This is a genomic window from Thalassospira lucentensis (assembly GCF_050516545.1).
Taxonomy (GTDB): Bacteria; Pseudomonadota; Alphaproteobacteria; order Rhodospirillales; family Thalassospiraceae; genus Thalassospira; species Thalassospira lucentensis_C.
In genome coordinates, this window is the sequence record NZ_CP191544.1 from 2,826,499 (window position 1) to 2,844,208 (window position 17,710).

Sequence of the window (17,710 nt, forward strand, 5' to 3'; positions counted from 1 at the left end):
CATTTTATCCGGGGTATCGCAATGCTGCGTATCAAAGAACTTGTAAAACGCTATGGCGATGAAAAGGCAGTGTTGAAGAACCTGAACCTTGAAGTCCCTGGCGAAAGCGTCGTTTCGATCATTGGCGCGTCAGGTGCTGGTAAAAGCACCTTGTTGCGCTGTATCAACCGACTGGTTGAGCCGTCTTCAGGCTCCATCGAATTGAACGGCACTGAACTGACCACGCTCGAAGGCAAGTCGCTGCGTCTGGCCCGTCGCCGTATCGGCATGGTGTTTCAGGGCTTTAACCTGATTGAACGCCTGACGGTCATGGAAAATGTCCAGTCCGGTCGTCTTGGTTACCTTCCGGCATGGCGCGCGGTGAGCCGCAAATACCCACAAGAAGACATCGACCGTGCTTTCCATCTGATGGAACGTGTCGGCATTGCCCATTATGCGGACAAACGCGCCAGTGAGCTTTCCGGTGGTGAACGCCAGCGCGTCGGTGTTGTGCGCGCCCTGATGCAGGAACCAGAAATTCTGCTGGCCGATGAACCAACCGCATCACTTGATCCGAAAACATCGCGTCAAATCATGGAACTGTTGCGCGCACTCGCATCCGAGCTGCAGCTGCCGGTTCTGATCAACATCCATAACGTCAACGAAGCCAAGGAATATACCCAGCGTATCGTCGGCATGCGGTTTGGTCGCATCATTTTCGATGGCGAACCAGTCGATCTGAGCAACGATGCCATGGATGAAATCTATGCCGGTGTTCCGGCCGAAGAACGCGGTGGTGCCGAAAGCAGCACCCATCTGCGTGAGGTCGCCGGAAGATGAGCAGCACCGTTGAAAAAACGGGCCGCACGTGGAAGAAGCCACCCTTTATCGCCAACCCCGTGTTGCGTTGGGGCCTTCTGATTGCTGTTGCGGCCTATATATGGTGGGCCATAACCACCCTGCCATTTGATTGGGAACGTATTCAGGACGGTGTGCCACGTGCCATCCGTATCTTTAAGGGAGCATTCCCGCCAAGTTTCCTGCGCGGTGAGTTGCTGTTTGACGGCTTTATGGAAAGCATCAAGATCGCCATTGTCTCGACCCTTCTGGGTCTGGCTTTAAGCGTTCCGATTGCCTTTGCATCGGCATCAAATATCGCACCCAAATGGCTTTATACCATTGGCCGGGCCGTGATCATTATTGCCCGTTCCTTCCACCCGGTTATCGTCGCCATCCTGTTTGTCAAAGCCGTTGGTTTTGGCCCTCTGGCTGGCATTCTGACCCTGACGATCTATTCCATCGGTTTTGTTGCCAAAATGCTGGCCGAACGGATCGAAGAAATTGACTGGGGTCAGGTCGAAGCCATCCGTGCGGCAGGTGGGGCAACCTTTGTCACCATGCTTTATGCCGTGATCCCGCAAATCATGCCCCGTCAGATCGGCCTTTCGATTTATCAGCTTGATAGCAACCTTCGTGCGTCTGCCATTGTCGGCATCGTTGGCGCGGGTGGTATCGGATCGACCTTGCTGAATGCTTTCGGGCGCTACGACTATGATTTCGCGTTGGCGATTACCCTTTGCATCATTGGTGTGATCCTTGTCAGCGAGGCCATCAGTGGCCGGATCAGGAGGAACCTATGGTAGCTACAAGCCAACCTACCGGACCGGACGCCATCGCGCACCGTGAATGGTCACGCTACACCACCAAAGAACGCTGGCGCCGCTTTGGCCTGATGGCCTTGGTCGCACTTGCTGTCGTCTGGTCACTATCAACAATCAATGTCATCTGGCCTTGGTTGTGGGATGCCCCGCAACAAATGGGCGATCTGTTTGGCCGTATGTTCCCGCCATCGCTTGAAGGCTGGGAAAACATTGCATGGACCCTGCTTGAAACGGTCAATATCGCAACGATTGCGACCTTCTTTGCCGTATTCCTGTCGCTTCCGGTTGCGCTGATCGCAGCCCAGAATACAACGCCGAACCGTTTCACCCTATGGCTTGGCCGGTTCATTCTGGTGTCATCACGCTCGGTCAATACCATCATCTGGGCATTGCTGTTTGTTGCCGTGTTTGGACCGGGTGTTCTTGCCGGTATTCTGGCGATTGTTTTCCGATCCCTTGGTTTCCTTGGCAAATTGCTGGGCGAAGCAATCGAGGAAATCGACCGTGCACCGATCGAGGCGCTTGAAGCGGTCGGCGCATCACGTTTTAAAATCCTTGTTTACGGGATCATTCCGCAGGTCATGCCGACCTTCTTTGCGGTATCGATCCTGCGCTGGGATATTAACCTGCGTGAAAGTACGGTTCTTGGACTTGTCGGGGCGGGCGGTATTGGCATCATCCTTCAGGGTGCGATTGATACCTTTGCCTGGCAGACGGTTGCCACGATACTTCTGGCCATCATTGGTCTGGTGGTTATTGGCGAAGCGATTTCAGCTTACCTGCGTAAAAAGGTGATCTGACGTGGTTAAAACATACGACCTTCTGGTCGTAGGCGGCGGCATCAATGGTGCGGGTATTGCCCGTGATGCCGCCGGTCGCGGACTTTCTGTTCTTTTGGTCGAACAGCGCGACCTTGCCTCGGCCACATCTTCCAATTCGACCAAACTTATCCATGGCGGCCTTCGATATCTTGAACATTACGAGTTCCGACTGGTGCGTGAAGCCCTTCAGGAACGCGAAGTTCTGCTTGCTGCCGCCCCTCACATCATCTGGCCGCTTACGTTCGTTCTGCCCCACCATCGCGGCTTACGTCCGAAATGGATGCTGCGTGCCGGATTGTTTCTTTATGACCATCTGGCAAAACGTAAACGCCTTCCCGCATCACGCAGCCTATCCCTTGCAGGCACGCCAGAAGGAGCACCGCTGAACTCCGATTTCACCAGTGGCTTTTCCTATTCCGATTGCTGGGTCGATGATGCAAGACTGGTTGTCTTGAACGCACAGGATGCACAAGTTCGCGGGGCAGAGATTTGCACACGGACTCAGTGCAAAACACTGGTGCGCCATCACGATCACTGGAATGCTGAACTTTCATACGAAGACGGATCAAAACGATCGGTCAAGGCCCGTGCCGTGGTCAATGCCGCCGGTCCATGGGTCACCCAAATGGTCGAGAATGCCGGTCTTGGCAACAAGGCAGCCGGACTTCGTTTGGTCAAGGGCAGCCACATCGTGGTTCCGCGCATTCACGACCATGAACATTGCTATATCTTTCAGAATGGCGATGGGCGGATTGCCTTTGCCATCCCCTATCAGCGTGATTACACCCTGATCGGCACCACCGACATTGCTTACAGCAGCGATCCGGCACAGGTCAAAATCAGCGATCAGGAAGTCGATTATCTGCTTGAACTGGTTAATGGCTATCTGGCCAAACCGCTTTGTCGTGACGATGTGGTTTGGGATTATGCCGGTGTCAGGCCGCTTTATGATGACAAGAACGCCAATGCATCGGCTGTGACCCGCGATTACGTGTTTGATCTTGATACCGGGGATAGCCAAACCGCCCCGGCGATCCTGTCGATCTATGGTGGAAAGATCACGACTTATCGCCGGCTTGCCGAACATGCCATGCAAAAACTGGCCCCGGTTCTGGGCAACAGTGCCCCGGACTGGACCGCAACCGCCACGCTTCCGGGCGGCGACATGGCAGATGGTGATTTTGACCGGTTCATTGGTGATATGCAGGCAAAGTACGACTGGGTTCCAGAACCCTTATTGGCCCGCCTTGCGCGCTGCTATGGCACCGCCATGACCAAGATTTTGGGCGACGCCACGTCGATGTCCCAATTGGGTCAAGAGCTTGCCCCAAATCTGTATGAAGTTGAATTGCACTACCTGATGGCCAATGAATGGGCCTGCACCGCAGAAGATGTTCTGTGGCGCAGAACCAAGCTTGGTCTTGGGATGCAGCCTGATCAGGTCGAAGCCATTCAAAATTGGTTTGCCGCCCAAACCCGGCTTGATCGGGCTGCGCAATAATTCAAAAATAAAGGCGGTGAAAACTTCACCGCCTTTTTCTTTTCAGATCATATGAGCCGATCAGATGCCTTTAATAGGCATATTCCTTGAACAACGGATCAACCGATCCGTTCCATTCGGTTTCATATTTGTCCAAAAATTCTTCGGCCAAAGTACGCCCGCTTTCTGCGACGTCTTCAAGACCGTCAAGGAAGTGGCTTTCATCGTCGCCATAGCTGTCCATACGACCCCGGCTTTTAAGGCCCTGCTTGGATATCGCGACAACATCTTTCGCAAGATCCTGAACCGTCCCGTTCTTGAACTTGGTCGCAAGGGCGGTACGTGGGACATCGCTGCGCAATGCTTCGCGTTCTGCCGGGCTAAGATCACTGACCAAATCCCATGCCGCATCAAGGGCTGTGTCATCATAAAGCAAGCCAACCCACAAGGCAGGCAGCGCACAGATACGACGCCACGGGCCACCATCGGCCCCGCGCATTTCAAGAAACGTCTTAAGACGGACTTCCGGGAACGCGGTGGTCATATGATCTGACCAGTCATTCATGGTCGGGCGTTCACCGGGCAATGCATCAAGTTTGCCATTCATGAAATCACGGAACGACTTGCCCGCAGCATTGATGTATTTACCGTCGCGATAGACAAAATACATCGGCACATCAAGCATGTAATCGACATAGCGTTCAAAGCCAAAACCGTCTTCGAAAACGAATGGCAGCATGCCGCAACGATCCGGATCGGTATCAGTCCAGACATTGGATCGTGCGGATAAGAACCCGCTTGGTTTGCCATCGACAAACGGCGATGCGGCAAACAACGCGGTCGCAACCGGCTGCAAGGCCAGGGACGTTCTGAATTTCTTGACCATGTCGGCTTCGGACGAAAAGTCCAGATTGACCTGAATGGTCGAGGTCCGCAGCATCATGTCCAGACCAAGCTTCCCGACTTTGGGCATATAGTCGCCCATAATCTTGTAGCGACCCTTGGGCATCCACGGAATGTCTTCGCGCGACCATTTCGGATTGTGACCAACGCCAAGCATATCAACGCCAAGGTCACCGCAAATTTCGCGAATTTCATGAAGGTGGGTATGCACTTCACCACAGGTCTGGTGAATGTTCTTAAGCGGGGCACCCGACAATTCGATCTGTCCGCCCGGTTCAAGCGATACAGAACATTTGTCTTTGGTCAGGGCAATTATATTGCCGTTTTCAATGATCGGCTCCCAGTCAAAACGCGCCACCAGCGCATTCAGAAGGGCTTTGACACCACGATCACCTTCATAGGGAATGGGGCGAAGGTCATCGCGGGTAAAGGCGAATTTTTCGTGTTCGGTGCCGATGGCCCAGTCTTTTTTCGGCTTACAGCCGGACTCAAACCATTCGACAAGCTGGCGCCGGCTTTCAATTACCGGGCTATCACCAGTGGAGGCGCTGACAGTCATAAGGGCTTCCCCTAATTTCTCGCAACTGGTCGGTGAGACCAATCGCCGATGCGATCCTGAAACACAGTCAATGCAGCAATTGCCGCCGTCTCGGCACGCAGGATGCGTGGGCCAAGACTTACAGGCGTTGCAAAAGGCTGTTTGCTTATACGTTCAAGTTCGTCGGCGCTAAAGCCGCCTTCGGGTCCAATTACGATTGCATGGTTAACAACATTGGTATTGTCGATAGCCGAGCCAGCGCCCTTTGCCAATAGCTGACTTAGCACATCACCAATTGGTGACCCGCTTCCTGTTTCGTCACAGAACAAAAGATGGTGATTTTCTGCAACATTTGCGACCCAATCCAGCAATCGGACCGGTTCACAAATTTCAGGCACAGTAAGGCGTTCGCATTGTTCGGCGGCCTCTATCACCTGTGCCTGCAGACGATCAAGACGCACCTTGTCTGTGATACCGTGCTGGGTAATTACCGGCTGCAATCTTTCGACACCCAGCTCGACCGCCTTTTCAATCAGAAAATCAAGGCGCTGCTTTTTGATCGGTGCAAAAACAAGAGTCGGTCCGACTTCATTGCCCTGTTCGCGCAATTGTCGCTCGGCGGTGATCCGGCCTTTCTTTTTGCGAAGTTCGCTGATCGTCCCTAGCCACTCGCCATCCAGCCCGTTAAAAATCTTAACTGGCGTTCCGGGCTTGAGCCGCATCACATGTTCAAGGTAATGAGACTGTTCAGGAGCAAGTTCGATCTCGCCCCCTTGCGTGATAGGGTTATGGACGAAAAGGCGCTGACGGGCACGGGTGGCATCTGCTGTCATGTAGGTCCCCAAAGCCGTTTTACGGCATCGTGAAAAGTTTTTTGTTAGATAGGCCATTTATGACACAGGTCAACCAACCAATACAGAATACCAAGAACGATATGCCGCAAGACGGTTGGATTGATCGGCTCATGCCCCCTTCTGTGCGCCCCTATCTGAAACTTTTGCGTCTCGACCGTCCGATCGGAACATGGCTTTTGCTGTTACCGTGCTGGTGGTCAACCGCCATGGCCGGTGGCCTAAGTCCCGATATCACGGCAAAGCAGATCGTGATCATGATGGCGTTGTTTGGGCTTGGCGCGATCATTATGCGTGGTGCGGGATGTGTCATCAATGATCTGGCGGATCGTAACTTTGACGGCAAGGTAGAACGCACCACCACCCGCCCACTGCCAAGTGGTCAGGTCAAAGTATGGCAGGCATTGCTGTTTCTTGGCTTCATGATGCTGTTGGGTTTGGCCATTCTGGTTCAGTTCCGGATTGAAGCGATCATTGTCGGCATCTGTTCGATCCCGATCATCGTCACCTATCCCTTCATGAAGCGGATCACCTATTGGCCACAGGCCTGTCTTGGCCTGGCCTTTAACTGGGGTGCGCTTGTCGGGTGGACTGCGGTGACCGGCACGGTCGAGCCCGCCGCGATTGCCATGTATGCCGCTGGTTTCTTTTGGACGCTGGGCTATGACACCATCTATGCCCATCAGGACAAGGATGACGATGCCAAGATCGGTTTAAAATCACTGGCCTTGCGGCTGGGAGATGCCACACCGAAATGGGCCCAGGGGTTTTATACCATGACCACCTTGCTGCTTGGTATTTCCGGCATGTTGGCTGATTTGCACTGGTCGTATTTTGTCTTGCTTGGTCTTGCGGGCATTCATTTGGGTTGGCAGGTCGCGACGGTCAAACTTGATGACGCCGCCAATTGCTTAAAACGGTTCAAATCAAACCGCGATTACGGATTATTGGTTTTGGCCGCAATTGTCATTTCCCATTTAATTGCAATTGCCTGATAACAGCAAAGGCGGGGTTGGGTTTTTGAAACCGCACACCATCTGTCTGTTTTTGTGACATTTATAAGGGCGCGTTTATGGCCGCACCGCTTGCCTTGATGATTGCGGGCCTGATCCTTGCCGGGGTTGGAGCCCAATGGTTTGCCTGGCGCGCAGGTGTGCCTGCCATTGTCTTGCTTTCCGCCCTTGGGTTGATCCTTGGCCCGGGGACTGGCTTGCTTGATCCGGTCGCCGATTTCGGCCCGTTGCTTCAACCCCTGATCGCCGTTGCTGTCGCCGTCATTTTGTTTGAAGGCGGGCTTGCGCTTGATTTCCGCGAATTGCGCCACAGTGTAAGTGGCATTTTACGCCTGACCACGGCAGCCCCGCTTATTGCCTGGCTTTTGGGGGCCTTGGCAGCCCATTATCTGGCCGGGTTGGAATGGCCGGTCGCGGCCCTGTTTGGCGGGATCATGATCGTCACCGGGCCTACCGTGATCGCACCATTGCTGCGCCATGCGCGACTGTCAAAACATCCGGCCACGCTTTTGAAATGGGAAGGCATCGTCAATGATCCCATTGGTGCGTTGTTTGCCGTTCTGGTCTACGAGATTGTCGTCGCCCTTGAACATGGTAGCGGGCTGAGTGGTGCGATTGGGCATCTGGCCTTTAACGTCTTCATCGCCATTGCCATTGGCCTTGTTGCCGGTTTTTGCACCGTGCAGGTATTTCGCCGTGGCTGGATTCCAGAATTCCTTAAGGCGCCATTGGTTTTGGGCGTCTTGCTGACCTGTTTTTCCGGGGCAAACATTGTTCAGGAAGAAACCGGTCTTTTGGCCGTCACGGTGCTGGGTCTTGTCATTGGCAACGCACATCTGATGGCGATTGATGAAATCCGCCGGTTTAAAGAAACCCTGACGGTTATTCTGGTTTCAAGCGTCTTCATCATTCTGACCGCGACGTTGAAATGGTCGATGGTCAAAGAATTGACATGGGGTCATGGCCTGTTTGTTGCCGTGATGCTGTTTGTTGTCCGCCCGGTTTCGATCATGGGTGCGCTTAGCTTTTCAAAAATTGAATGGCGTGAACGACTTTTGGTTGGCTGGATTGCGCCGCGCGGGATTGTCGCCGTCGCGGTATCGGGACTGTTTGGCACCGAACTGGTGCATCTTGGCTATGCCGATGGTGCGCTTTTGATCCCGCTTGCCTTTGCCATGGTGTTTTCAACAGTGGTTCTGCACGGTTTTTCCATTCGCCCGATGGCGCAATATCTTGGGCTGGCAGTCAATGGCCCGCCCGGTGTTTTGATTGTCGGCGCACATCAATGGACCATCGATCTGGCAACCCGGTTGGACGAGCTTGATATTCCCGTCGTGATCACTGATTCGCGTTGGCATGCCCTGCGGCCTGCCCGTGAAGCGGGTCTGTCCACATTCTACGGCGAAGTCTTGTCCGAGGTGTTTGAACATCACCTTGATACCAGTGCACTTGGCAAGTTAATCGCCGCCACGGACAACGATGCCTATAACACGCTTGTTTGCAGCGATTTCGCCCCTGAATTTGGCCGTCGATCGGTCTTTCAAACCGGCATTCACCGCGCATCAGAAGATCGCAGCCGCCACAGCGCCAACCAGACGCTGGGCGGATTACCGTTTTGTTCGGAACCGCTGACCACGGATGATATCCGGCGAAATTATCGCAGCGGAATATCTGTTCGCCAAACCCGCCTGACGGACAGTTTCGGATGGGATGATTTCATAGCCCTTCACGCAGAAACACCGACTGTTCTGGCAATGGTGCGCGGCAATCAGTTGTTTATCGGAAACGACATTCCCAAAGCCAAACCGCGTGATGTGATCTTGTATCTTGGGACCGGCGATACCGAGATCCCATCATAAAGAACCGCTTGCTCATCACCTGCAAAGCCGATACTCCGGGCACATGATCATTGCCAAAGCACCCATGCCATGACCGAGAATGTCTTTGCCGACGCCCTTGTGCCAGATGTCGACGATCCGCGATTTGCCGATCTGATCGAAACGTTTACCGTGCCTGCACGCGTGCCGCTGGCCCCAGAAATCGAGATGTATCTGGCAACCCACATCACTCCCCTTTGGCAGGCAACCGAAGATATTCTGGGTGTGCTTGATATCCCACCACCCTATTGGGCCTTTGCATGGCCCGGTGGGCAGGCCATCACGCGCTATATTCTTGATCATCCCGAAATGGTACGTGGCAAGCGCGTGCTTGATTTTGCCTGTGGTGGCGGCATGCAGGCGATAGCCTGTGTCATGACCGGTGCAGCAGATATTCTGGCAAATGATATTGATCCGGTCGCGATTACGGCAACCCGCCTGAATGCCACGCATAATGGCGTTGAATTCCCGACCACCACCGAAAACTTTGTTGGCACCAGTACACCAGAAAAACGTTGGGATGTGATTTTTGCCGGCGATGTTTGTTATCAACAGGATATGGCAAATGCCGTTCTGCAATGGTTGATGGCTGAAGCCCGCCTTGGCACGCGCGTTATCCTTGCCGATCCAGGGCGGACTTATGCCCCGACCCACAATATTGACGAACTGGAAACCTATGACGTTCCTGTCGATGTCGCGGTCGAGGATACCGAAACGAAATTCACCCGCATATGGCAGCTTTTGCCCGATCGGGGATAATCGACCATTCACGTAAAAGCCCGGCAAACCAAATGGTCACCGGGCTTTTACATATCGGGATTTCTATCGACTGATCATGATCAGCTCGAAATGCTTTTCACACAATCATTCAATTCGGAAATGCCGTTAAACACGAACTGAATGTTTTTCGAGATTTCCTGCGTGACGCTGGTTTGTTCTTCCACCGCCGATGCGACGTTATCGACATAACCGCTCACGGTTTCAGCGGATGTTGAAATGCCGTCGGTTGATTCCACCACCCTTCTGGTGATGCTCATCATTGCTTCGATCTGTGTTTCGATTTCATCGGTTGCTTTTGCTGTTTGGTTGGCAAGGTTTTTGACCTCACCTGCGACAACGGCAAAGCCTTTGCCTGCTTCGCCTGCACGGGCGGCCTCAATCGTTGCATTCAGTGCCAACAAGTTCACCTGTTCGGCAAGATCGCGAATGATCTGCACCACACCTGCCATGGATTCAGACGTCGTTTCCAGATCAGCACGGACCTTGTTGGCTTCTTCAGTTTGGGCGACAATATCGGTCATCGCGATTTGGGATCTATGCATGCTTTCGCTGATTTCCTGAATCGCTGCGAGCATTTCCTCTGACGCGCTGGCAACGGCCTCGGCACTGCTGCTTGATCCTTCTGCCAAATCCTTGGCTTTGCGACGTGCCTGTACCTGTCTTGTAATATCGGTCGCATATTTCACGACTTTGAAGGGGCGACCATTCATATCCATAACAGGATTATAGCTCGCCTGAATCCAGACTTCACGCCCCCCTTTGCCAAATCGCCGAAACTCGGCAACCTTATGCTCACCGCGACGCAAAGCGTCCCAGAATTCCTTGTAAGGTGCGCCGTTGGCTTCTGCGGGATCAATGAAGATGCTGTGATGTTTGCCTTTGACTTCAGAAAGCTGATAGCCCATGGCATCAAGGAAATTGGAATTGGCATTGCGAATGGTGCCATCCATTTCAAACGAGATCACGGCTTGCGATTTATGAATCGCATCAATCTGCCCGGCAAAATCAGCAGCCTGCAGTTTCTGCGCTGTAATATCGGTGGCATATTTCACGACCTTGAACGGTCGTCCCGCCATATCCATGATCGGGTTGTAACTGCCCTGAATCCAGACTTCCTTGCCACCTTTGCCGAACCGCTGATATTCAGCCGCCAAGTGTTTTCCGGAACGCAACTTGTTCCAAAATTCCCGGTATTCATCACTTTTGGCAAATTTGTCATCGACAAAAATGCGATGATGCTTGCCCTTCACTTCATTAAGCGAATAGCCCATGGCACCAAGGAAGTTATCATTTGCATCAAGGATCATGCCTTCAAGATCAAACTCGATCACGGCCTGTGCCTTGCCAATGGCATCAATCTGGCCTGCATAGTCAGCGGACTTTAATTTACGCGCGGTAATGTCGCTTGCGATCTTGAAAACTTTATAAGGCTTACCGCTATTATTGAGCACGGAATTGTAGGTCGCCTGTATCCAGACTTCCTTACCGCCTTTGCCAAACCGCTGAAATTCAGCCGTAAAAGATTCTCCTGAATTTAGTCGATCCCAGAATGTTTTGTATTCCGCACTTTTCGCAAATTTCCCATCAACAAACATGCTGTGATGTTTACCGCGAACTTCTGAAAGCTCATAACCCATAAGCTTCAGAAAATTACTGTTTGCGTCGATAATCTTACCATCAAGCGAAAACTCGATCGTTCCCTGCGACTGTTTTATCGCTTGGACGATATGGCGATCATCGCCCCCTGAACCAAACATAATTCTATCTCCCAAAAGCACGAAACGTGACAACACACACGTGTATTCACGACGCATGTGACATTCACCACCCGCATTCTCCCGGAAGTAACCATTCAGAGTTTTGGAACTTGTGTTTTACTCCAAGCACCATTCAGGATTGAATTTGACTGATCGTTCTTAATTCAACCGAACAAGCAAACCGCACTGAGGGCGGATTTCCTTCAATCCCACGATAACACTATGATTTTTCATCATTTATTACGCCACTCTTGCATAAAGAGTGTGGCTGTTAAATTAGTCGTATGTATATATGGGGTCAAATACACCCTGATTACAGGGCCCGGGTCATTTTATGGAAAACCGGGTAGTAACTGCTGTCCGCAAAGCCTGATCGTCGATCAAACGCAGCACAAATTCCGGTTGCATGACGTATCCTGCCCGTCGTGCAAGATATTCAATCATGTTCCATTGATTGAACGACTTATAGCGTCGCCCTTGTGCCTGTATCGCCGAGACGGCAAAAATATCACTCTGATCAAAAATATGTCCGGCAACCGATTGATATGTGCCGACATGATCGGGCTTCAGACCACAATCAAGTTCGATATCGCGGCCATGAAGCTGTTGATAGCTGTAATGGCTCGGCACAGATTCCGTGACATGCATGTGGCTTAGTTGCTTGGCGGTAAGCCAGGTGACTGCAACACGTACTTTTGTTCCCGGTGACGAGGCCAAAGTGGCGGGTATCGCACCATAGCCGGTCATATGCGCGGAATAGACAATGTCATGATGATCCATCCAGCCATGGGTGATCAGAATCTCGTCTGACAGGTTTTGATGGGAAAACTTACGGGTCAATTGCACCGGAGCACGATTTGATCCAACCGCGAGAACCGGTATCCGTCCATAGGCCAGTCGTACAGTATCAACCTGTTTGACCGGCTCACACGCGTCAACCTTAAACAGGAAATCATGTTCGGGCGCGGCATAGGGATACAAAAACGCGCGCAGGAGCTCCTGCGCGCGTGGATGTTGTTCGATCTGTGCGCGCAACACGGGGTCCGTGATGATCTGCGCGTCAGAAAACGAAAACATGGTTTGGTCTTCCGGCTTAGCCTTCGACAACGCGATAACGGCAATTGCAGTTATCGACATACTGCCATGCCAATTTTGACCAAGCTTTCTCGGCATCTTCAAAGGTTGCAAACGGGCCGTGGCGTTCTTCTTCGCCACCGACCGGCGTTTCAAAGTCGGTGGTTTCATATTCACCACCAACAACCCAGTATTCTTCGAGGCGTTCAACGCGATAACGCGAGTTTGCATCATCAACCGACTGCCAGGCCATTTTCGACCAGTGCTTTTCTGCGTCTTCGAAGCTGCCAAACGGACCAATTTTGGTTTCTTCGCCAACCGGCACGTCAAAACCTGTATCCTGATAGGTGCCCCCGATAACCCAATATTTGGCCATCTGTGCGTCCTTCATGTTTTGGTAAGTTGCCAATGCGCGTGTTGTGGGCCACGCGACTCATAATCTAACCCATGTATAACCAAATGATGCGCCAACCAAAACCGCAAAATTATGTCTGATCATGCAACGCAGCATCCCGTATATATTTGGGGAGCAGTTTGTAAAGTTGCAAACCTTCGCTTTGACCAACAGCAAGGTTGTTCCAAAACGCCCCACCGCGTATGAAGAGAGACATATTTTAAAGATCAGCAGATGACAGGTGCCATGCCCTATCAATCCCTTCGTGACTTCATGGATGCGCTGGAAAAAACCGGCCGTCTTGTTCGCGTCACAGAACCGGTTTCCCCCAATCTTGAAATGACCGAAATTCAAACACGCCTGCTCGCCGAAGGTGGTCCGGCGGTTCTGTTTGAAAATGTTGTCGGGGATGATGGCAAAAAATACGACATGCCGGTTCTGGTCAATCTGTTTGGCACGGTTGACCGGGTTGCGGCGGGTATGAACCGCAAACCCGAAGAACTGCGCGAAGTTGGTGAAACGCTGGCCTTCCTTAAACAGCCTGAACCACCTGCAAGCCTCCGCGAAGCCTTTTCAATGCTGCCGCTGGCCAAAACCGTTATGGCAATGAAGCCCAAAACGGTATCCAAGGCGCCGTGTCAGGAAATCGTGCTTGAAGGCGATGAGATTGATCTTGCGAAAATTCCGGTTCAATCGTGCTGGCCGGGCGAACCCGCCCCGCTGATTACATGGCCGCTGGTTGTTACCCAAGGCCCAACGGCCGGGGAAAAGGGCGGCGATAAACGCGATGTATTTAACCTTGGCATCTATCGCATGCAGGTGTTGGGCAAAAACAAAACCATCATGCGGTGGTTAAAACATCGCGGTGGTGCGCAGCATCATGCCCGCTGGAAAAAAGAAAAACCCGATCCGCTGCCAGCCGCCATTGTATTGGGTGCCGATCCGGGAACCATATTGGCCGCCGTCACACCCGTTCCTGATACCCTGTCGGAATACCAGTTCGCTGGCTTGCTGCGCGGAGAAAAGGTCGAACTGGTTGATTGTAAAACCGTTCCGCTGAAAGTCCCGGCAACGGCCGAGATCATTCTGGAAGGCTACGTATCGCTTGATGAATATGCCCCTGAAGGGCCATATGGCGATCACACCGGCTATTATAATTCGGTCGAAGATTTTCCGGTATTTACCGTCACCGCAATCACCATGCGTAAAGACCCGATCTATCTGTCGACCTTTACCGGACGTCCGCCAGATGAGCCTTCCGTTTTGGGCGAAGCCTTAAACGACGTGTTCGTCCCGTTGCTTCAACAGCAATTTCCCGAAATCGTCGATTTCTGGTTGCCGCCCGAAGGATGCAGCTATCGCATTGCGGTCGTATCAATGAAAAAGGCTTATGCCGGTCATGCCAAGCGCGTGATGATGGGGGTCTGGTCGTTCCTGCGACAATTCATGTACACCAAATTTGTCATTGTCGTGGATGACGATATCGATGTCCGTGACTGGAAAGACGTCATGTGGGCGATTTCAACCCGCATGGACCCTGTGCGCGACATCACCACCGTCACCGATACCCCGATTGATTATCTTGACTTCGCATCCCCGGTCAGCGGCCTTGGCGGCAAGCTTGGCCTTGATGCCACCAACAAACTTCCCGGTGAAACCAACCGGGAATGGGGTGAGAAGATCTTTATGGACGACGACATCATTGATCGCGTCGATCAGAAATGGGATCGCTACGGCCTGCCCGGATCGGGTAAGAAAATCTGGAAAGACTAGGTTCACGGCATCAAATCCCGTGAAAGACCATATCCAATGCGTTGGTGAGGGTGAAGGTGTCTTCAAACTCACCAACTTTCTCTGCCAAATCTGATGCGCTAAGCGTTGCGATAAACTGGGGCAAAAGCACCCATACATCGCCGCCAATCCGTATTGTTGGATTGAGTCTGTCGGCAAGTATCGGAAATTCTGACATCGGCTTTAATGGGACAACGGCGCGTGTGCGAAGATCTGAAAGAAGATCTGACTGCACATCAACGACGTAGCCTGCTTCAAACCGGAAAATATCGCCCCTTGCCATCAAAACTTCCGATGCAATGCCAACGGAATGCCCTGCCGATCAACATAGCTGTTGCTGGCTTCCAAGGCGGCTTTGTTTTCCTGTTGCCAAAGGGCCGCACGTTGTTTGACAACCGCCTCCCTCAAACCAAGCTCTGCTGTTCGGGAAATATTGATCCCCAAAGCCTTCGCTTCGTTCAACAGTTCAACATCAAGACTAATATTGGTCGCCTTTCGCTGTGGCTTCGCGGAAGAAACCGTCATTTGAACCCCGCTTTCATGCGCATATTACTTGCGCATACTCTACCAACAAACAGACGCCAACTCAATTCCGGAAAAAGAACCAGTGATCGCCGTTCCCTGCTGCCTGTTCAGAATAGAAAAATTGCGGCGCGTCGCACATGAAGTCATCAATTCGGATCGAAAAGTTACATAACTTCTCATCGCCGATCACTTCGCCCATATATTCAACGCTGTTTTCCTGCCAGCTCATGACCGGCGGCGCGGTTTCGTCATAAAGGCAAAGGGCAAACTGCTCGGAACTTTCAAACGGGATATAGCGGATTTCGCTTTGATCCTTGCCGCCATGGTTGGTGACAAACAGCAATGCGAATTGCGGCCCCTTCGGACTGTCGAGATCAACCCAACCAGCAATCCGGTCGACCGCATCATCGCAGGTAAAATCACCGGTCAGCATTTGATGGCGATAGTTTTGGGCATATTGCCCTCCCTGAATGCGCATCTCGCTGTAAAGTTGGGCCGCGGATACCGGGTCGGTTTTACCATCGGCATTGAGCGTCCAAACACCATCCGCGTTCGGGTTTTCATCGGCCTGAGCGGTTTGACCACCCCAAGCGATCAGAACCAACCCAACCAGCAAAATCGCCCGTCGTGCAAACTGGTTCTTTGATTTTTCCCGGTGGGTCGTAAATTTCATCTGATCGGGTCCTGAAGTGATCGGCGACTTTGATTTTTCCATTATAACAGCAAGATGGTTCCATATGGCAAAAGACATGCCCTTGCTGATCGACCTTTTGCCTGCCAACTCTATAATCAGAAGTTTGGCACATCACATTGCAGGGGTCTTTTTCTTTCGGGCCTTTGCGAATGCGTTTCTGCCCCCTATAACATAAGCTAAAGAACCACATTCCGACATGAGGGAGCCTCCATGCCCAAGACCGACATGACACTTGATCGCATCAACGATTTGCTGGCACGCGCAAAAAAGGCCGGCGCGGATGACGCAGATGCCGTCTATGTCGAAGGAACGTCGCTTTCGGTGGCCCAGCGTCTGGGCAAGCTCGAAAAGCTGGAACGTTCCGAAGGAGCCGACCTTGGCCTGCGCGTTCTGATTGGCAAACAACAGGCTGTTGTATCCTCGTCCGATACCAGCGAGGCTGCCCTTAACGAACTTGTTGAACGTGCTGTCGCCATGGCGAAAAACGCCCCCGAGGACCCCTATTGCGGTATTGCCGATCCATCCGAACTTGCCGAAACGTTCGATGTTGACGCGCTTGAACTGTGCGAACCGGGCGAAGTTGATCAGGCAAAAATGATCGAATGGGCCACTGCTTGCGAAGAAGCCGCACGTTCGGTCGAAGGCATCACCAATTCCGAAGGATCGGAAGCCGGTTGGGGACGTCATCAAGTTACGTTGGCCGCCACCAATGGCTTTGCCAATTGCTATGCCGGGTCAGGTAGCCATATCTCGGTGTCGGTTATTGCCGGTGCCGGAACAGGCATGGAACGCGATTATGATTATGACAGTGCGGTATTTTCAACCGATCTGCGCGATCCGGTCGATATCGGCAAACAGGCCGCAGAAAAAACGCTACGCCGTTTGAACCCGCGCAAAGTCAAAAGCACGCAGGTTCCGGTAATTTATAGCCCGCGTGTGTCATCTTCTATCGTTGGGCATCTGTCTGGTGCTATCAATGGATCGGGCATCGCGCGCGGGACCAGCTTCTTGCTTGATGCCATGGGCAATGAAATCTTTGCCCCGCATATTAACATCATTGATGATCCGCACCGCAAACGGGGCCTGCGGTCCAAGCCGTTCGATGCCGAAGGGGTTGCCAACCAGAAACGTTATCTGATCGAAAACGGTGTTTTGAAAACCTGGATCATGGATTTGCGATCTGCACGCCAGTTGGGGCTGAAATCCACCGGCAATGCATCGCGTGGGGCCGGTAGCCTTCCGGGGCCTTCGACCACCAACCTTTACATGGAACCGGGCACGATCTCCCCCGAAGACATGATCAAGGACATCAAGCAGGGCCTTTACATCACCGAGATGATCGGCAGCAGTGTGAATGGCGTGACCGGCGATTATTCGCGCGGTGCATCCGGGTACTGGATTGAAAATGGTGAATTGGCCTATCCGGTGTCTGAAATCACCGTTGCGGGCAATCTCAAAGAGATGTTCAAAACCGTGGTTCCGGCAAGCGATCTTACATTCAAATACGGTACCAATGCCCCGACATTGCGTGTTGATGGCATGACACTGGCTGGGCAATAATCCGCCGTCAAT

Annotated in this window: 17 protein-coding genes; 9 read left to right on the forward strand and 8 right to left on the reverse strand. The window is 52.5% G+C overall.

Annotated elements, in window-relative coordinates:
- Window positions 1–21 precede the first annotated feature (21 nt).
- Genes phnC through glpD form a run of 4 tightly spaced genes read left to right on the forward strand, consistent with a single transcriptional unit; the run spans window position 22 to window position 3,962 of the window.
- Window positions 22–819 carry a phosphonate ABC transporter ATP-binding protein gene (gene phnC / locus ACQ0MK_RS13085; RefSeq protein ID WP_350042445.1) on the forward strand — a complete coding sequence of 266 codons (798 nt, stop codon included), beginning with the start codon at window positions 22–24 and terminating at the stop codon, window positions 817–819.
- Entirely contained in the window at window positions 816–1,622 is an 807-nt protein-coding gene (gene phnE, locus ACQ0MK_RS13090; protein WP_430472988.1) for a phosphonate ABC transporter, permease protein PhnE, read from the forward strand. Before phnC ends, phnE (ACQ0MK_RS13090) begins: the two co-directional genes overlap by 4 nt.
- Window positions 1,616–2,440: a phosphonate ABC transporter, permease protein PhnE gene (gene phnE / locus ACQ0MK_RS13095; protein ID WP_430472989.1), complete on the forward strand. Its 825-nt coding sequence runs from the start codon at window positions 1,616–1,618 to the stop codon at window positions 2,438–2,440. Before phnE (ACQ0MK_RS13090) ends, phnE (ACQ0MK_RS13095) begins: the two co-directional genes overlap by 7 nt.
- Window position 2,441: 1 nt before the next feature.
- Window positions 2,442–3,962 carry a glycerol-3-phosphate dehydrogenase gene (gene glpD, locus ACQ0MK_RS13100; protein ID WP_430472990.1) on the forward strand — a complete coding sequence of 507 codons (1,521 nt, stop codon included), beginning with the start codon at window positions 2,442–2,444 and terminating at the stop codon, window positions 3,960–3,962.
- Window positions 3,963–4,032: 70 nt separating this feature from the next.
- On the opposite strand, the gene ACQ0MK_RS13105 is transcribed toward glpD, so the two are convergent.
- Both ACQ0MK_RS13105 and ACQ0MK_RS13110 read right to left on the reverse strand, forming a co-directional pair.
- Window positions 4,033–5,403, reverse strand: a complete 1,371-nt coding sequence (locus ACQ0MK_RS13105; protein ID WP_430472991.1) for a glutamate--cysteine ligase — start codon at window positions 5,401–5,403, stop codon at window positions 4,033–4,035.
- Window positions 5,404–5,414: 11 nt separating this feature from the next.
- On the reverse strand, window positions 5,415–6,215 hold the full coding sequence (locus tag ACQ0MK_RS13110; RefSeq protein WP_430472992.1) for a 16S rRNA (uracil(1498)-N(3))-methyltransferase: 801 nt from the start codon (window positions 6,213–6,215) through the stop codon (window positions 5,415–5,417).
- Between the two features lie 59 nt (window positions 6,216–6,274).
- Between ACQ0MK_RS13110 and ubiA the strand changes: the two genes are divergently transcribed.
- The 3 genes from ubiA to ACQ0MK_RS13125 all read left to right on the forward strand — a co-directional run bounded on the left by ubiA (window position 6,275) and on the right by ACQ0MK_RS13125 (window position 9,882).
- The gene (gene ubiA / locus ACQ0MK_RS13115) at window positions 6,275–7,228 is read left to right on the forward strand and encodes a 4-hydroxybenzoate octaprenyltransferase (protein WP_430472993.1); all 954 of its coding nucleotides are present in this window, start codon (window positions 6,275–6,277) and stop codon (window positions 7,226–7,228) included.
- A gap of 77 nt (window positions 7,229–7,305) precedes the next feature.
- A complete protein-coding gene (locus tag ACQ0MK_RS13120; RefSeq protein WP_430472994.1) occupies window positions 7,306–9,105 on the forward strand; it encodes a cation:proton antiporter in 1,800 nt (599 codons plus the stop codon).
- Window positions 9,106–9,174: 69 nt separating this feature from the next.
- Window positions 9,175–9,882: a class I SAM-dependent methyltransferase gene (locus tag ACQ0MK_RS13125; protein WP_430472995.1), complete on the forward strand. Its 708-nt coding sequence runs from the start codon at window positions 9,175–9,177 to the stop codon at window positions 9,880–9,882.
- Between the two features lie 80 nt (window positions 9,883–9,962).
- Here the strand turns inward: ACQ0MK_RS13125 and ACQ0MK_RS13130 are convergent, their stop codons facing one another.
- The 3 genes from ACQ0MK_RS13130 to ACQ0MK_RS13140 form a co-directional block, all read right to left on the reverse strand.
- Window positions 9,963–11,660 carry a methyl-accepting chemotaxis protein gene (locus ACQ0MK_RS13130; RefSeq protein ID WP_430472996.1) on the reverse strand — a complete coding sequence of 566 codons (1,698 nt, stop codon included), beginning with the start codon at window positions 11,658–11,660 and terminating at the stop codon, window positions 9,963–9,965.
- A gap of 327 nt (window positions 11,661–11,987) precedes the next feature.
- Complete coding sequence (locus ACQ0MK_RS13135) at window positions 11,988–12,737, reverse strand: hypothetical protein (protein WP_430472997.1); 750 nt, start codon at window positions 12,735–12,737, stop codon at window positions 11,988–11,990.
- Window positions 12,738–12,753: 16 nt separating this feature from the next.
- A complete protein-coding gene (locus ACQ0MK_RS13140; protein ID WP_430472998.1) occupies window positions 12,754–13,110 on the reverse strand; it encodes a DUF4170 domain-containing protein in 357 nt (118 codons plus the stop codon).
- 264 nt (window positions 13,111–13,374) lie between these two features.
- Here ACQ0MK_RS13140 and ACQ0MK_RS13145 point away from each other — a divergent pair, with 264 nt between their 5' ends.
- Window positions 13,375–14,901, forward strand: a complete 1,527-nt coding sequence (locus tag ACQ0MK_RS13145) for a UbiD family decarboxylase (protein WP_430472999.1) — start codon at window positions 13,375–13,377, stop codon at window positions 14,899–14,901.
- Between the two features lie 10 nt (window positions 14,902–14,911).
- On the opposite strand, the gene ACQ0MK_RS13150 is transcribed toward ACQ0MK_RS13145, so the two are convergent.
- The 3 genes from ACQ0MK_RS13150 to ACQ0MK_RS13160 form a co-directional block, all read right to left on the reverse strand.
- The gene (locus ACQ0MK_RS13150; RefSeq protein WP_430473000.1) at window positions 14,912–15,202 is read right to left on the reverse strand and encodes a CcdB family protein; all 291 of its coding nucleotides are present in this window, start codon (window positions 15,200–15,202) and stop codon (window positions 14,912–14,914) included.
- Window positions 15,202–15,444, reverse strand: a complete 243-nt coding sequence (locus ACQ0MK_RS13155) for a type II toxin-antitoxin system CcdA family antitoxin (RefSeq protein WP_430473001.1) — start codon at window positions 15,442–15,444, stop codon at window positions 15,202–15,204. Before ACQ0MK_RS13155 ends, ACQ0MK_RS13150 begins: the two co-directional genes overlap by 1 nt.
- 61 nt (window positions 15,445–15,505) lie before the next feature.
- On the reverse strand, window positions 15,506–16,117 hold the full coding sequence (locus ACQ0MK_RS13160) for a hypothetical protein (protein WP_430473002.1): 612 nt from the start codon (window positions 16,115–16,117) through the stop codon (window positions 15,506–15,508).
- Between the two features lie 231 nt (window positions 16,118–16,348).
- Between ACQ0MK_RS13160 and ACQ0MK_RS13165 the strand changes: the two genes are divergently transcribed.
- A complete protein-coding gene (locus tag ACQ0MK_RS13165; protein ID WP_430473003.1) occupies window positions 16,349–17,698 on the forward strand; it encodes a TldD/PmbA family protein in 1,350 nt (449 codons plus the stop codon).
- The last annotated feature ends 12 nt before the right edge of the window (window positions 17,699–17,710 follow it).